Origin of the sequence: Methylocucumis oryzae (assembly GCF_000963695.1) — a bacterium.
GTDB lineage: Bacteria > Pseudomonadota > Gammaproteobacteria > Methylococcales > Methylomonadaceae > Methylovulum > Methylovulum oryzae.
This window is the reverse complement of the sequence record NZ_LAJX01000175.1, coordinates 1-1,305: the sequence shown is the minus strand read 5'-3', so window position 1 is coordinate 1,305 and position 1,305 is coordinate 1. Positions and strand designations below refer to the sequence as shown.

Annotated in this window: 1 protein-coding gene and 1 pseudogene; both read right to left on the bottom strand. The window is 46.6% G+C overall.

Features of this window, described 5'->3' with window-relative positions; all coding sequences use genetic code 11:
- Positions 1-131: 131 nt before the first annotated feature.
- Positions 132-1,001 carry a CPBP family glutamic-type intramembrane protease gene (locus VZ94_RS15765; protein WP_131655593.1) on the bottom strand — a complete coding sequence of 290 codons (870 nt, stop codon included), beginning with the start codon at positions 999-1,001 and terminating at the stop codon, positions 132-134.
- Positions 1,002-1,008: 7 nt separating this feature from the next.
- Positions 1,009-1,179, bottom strand: a pseudogene (locus VZ94_RS32295) (RsmE family RNA methyltransferase); the annotation flags it as partial.
- Positions 1,180-1,305: the final 126 nt, after the last annotated feature.

Genomic DNA, 1,305 nt, shown 5'->3' with positions numbered 1-1,305 from the left:
CCCACTTAAGCCGGGACAGGGCATTCAGAGCGCAGGACGCCGTAAATACATCCCTGTAGGCTTGGCGGCAGCATCCCTGCTGCCGACACCTGCGCTCTAAACACCCTGTCCCGGCTTGGTATTGTCCCGTCTTAAGTTGGTAGCCGTTTTCGGTATAAATAAATGCCTAGTCCTAGCATGAGCCAAATCGCGACTAGCCAACCAATAACACCATCATAGCTGTTAACTAAAAAAGCGTAATTAGACTGAAAGTCGGTATTACAAAATGCTTTGTTAAGCTTAATCATAAATACCCAACCGGCATGACAACCTATGCTAATGCCTAAATGGTAAGGGCCTGAGGTGCGGATGACCGCTAAGGCAATACCAACCACAAATAGCGCCAGCAACGCGGTGGATACATCGGGATTAATGAGGTTAAGCCAGGCTTCGGTCATCAGTTGCAACGCATGAGTCCATGTCATATCGCTAGCAGGGATATGTGTTTTAGTGGTCAAAAAATGCAAGCCTGCATAATACATTGCGCTAACAACAATAGCGGTTGTTTTCGACCATTGGCGCATTAAACTCAGTAGTAATACGCCGCGAAACAGCGGTTCTTCTAAACAGGCGATGAGTAAGCCTGAGCCAAATGCTGCTGCCGCTTTTTCGCCTAGCCAACTGAGTGTCCACGGCTGGCTGGTGTCAATCACGCTAACGCCAAGTCCATATAACACCAGCATCACCGGGGTTAAGCTCACAACACCAAACGTAAAGCCTAAACGAATTTGTTTAGCAATCACTGCGCGTGAGCCAAAACCTAGCGCGGCAGGCGTTGCTTTAAGTGCGTGCATGGCTGGGAAGAGGCTAAGCATTAATAAAACCAACGTGATTTTATTTAACAGCTTATAAAGCGATGCGTTGCCGAATAACGGCGCGATGATAAATCCTAAGGCACAGGCACTTAAGATAGCCAGTAATAACACCATTAACGGTGTTACTAAGACCCGTAGTTTTTTCAATATAGGATTAAGCAAAATCACCCCATAACATTTGTACGGCAGCTAATGCCGTTAATGACGCTGTTTCTGTGCGTAAAATGCGCTGACCTAAGCGTACTGGAATAAAACCTGCCTGTTTCGCTAAGTCGCGTTCATGTTGGGCAAAACCGCCTTCGGGTCCGGTTAATAATGTGACTAATGCGTTGTCAGGCTTTAGTTGGGTTAAGCGTTGTTCTGCACCAGGGTCTAAAAAAAAAAATTTTTAAGCCGGTTTGTTGCGTGAGCCACGTTGCTATCGGCGTAATGCTGGTTAATTCGGGTAATA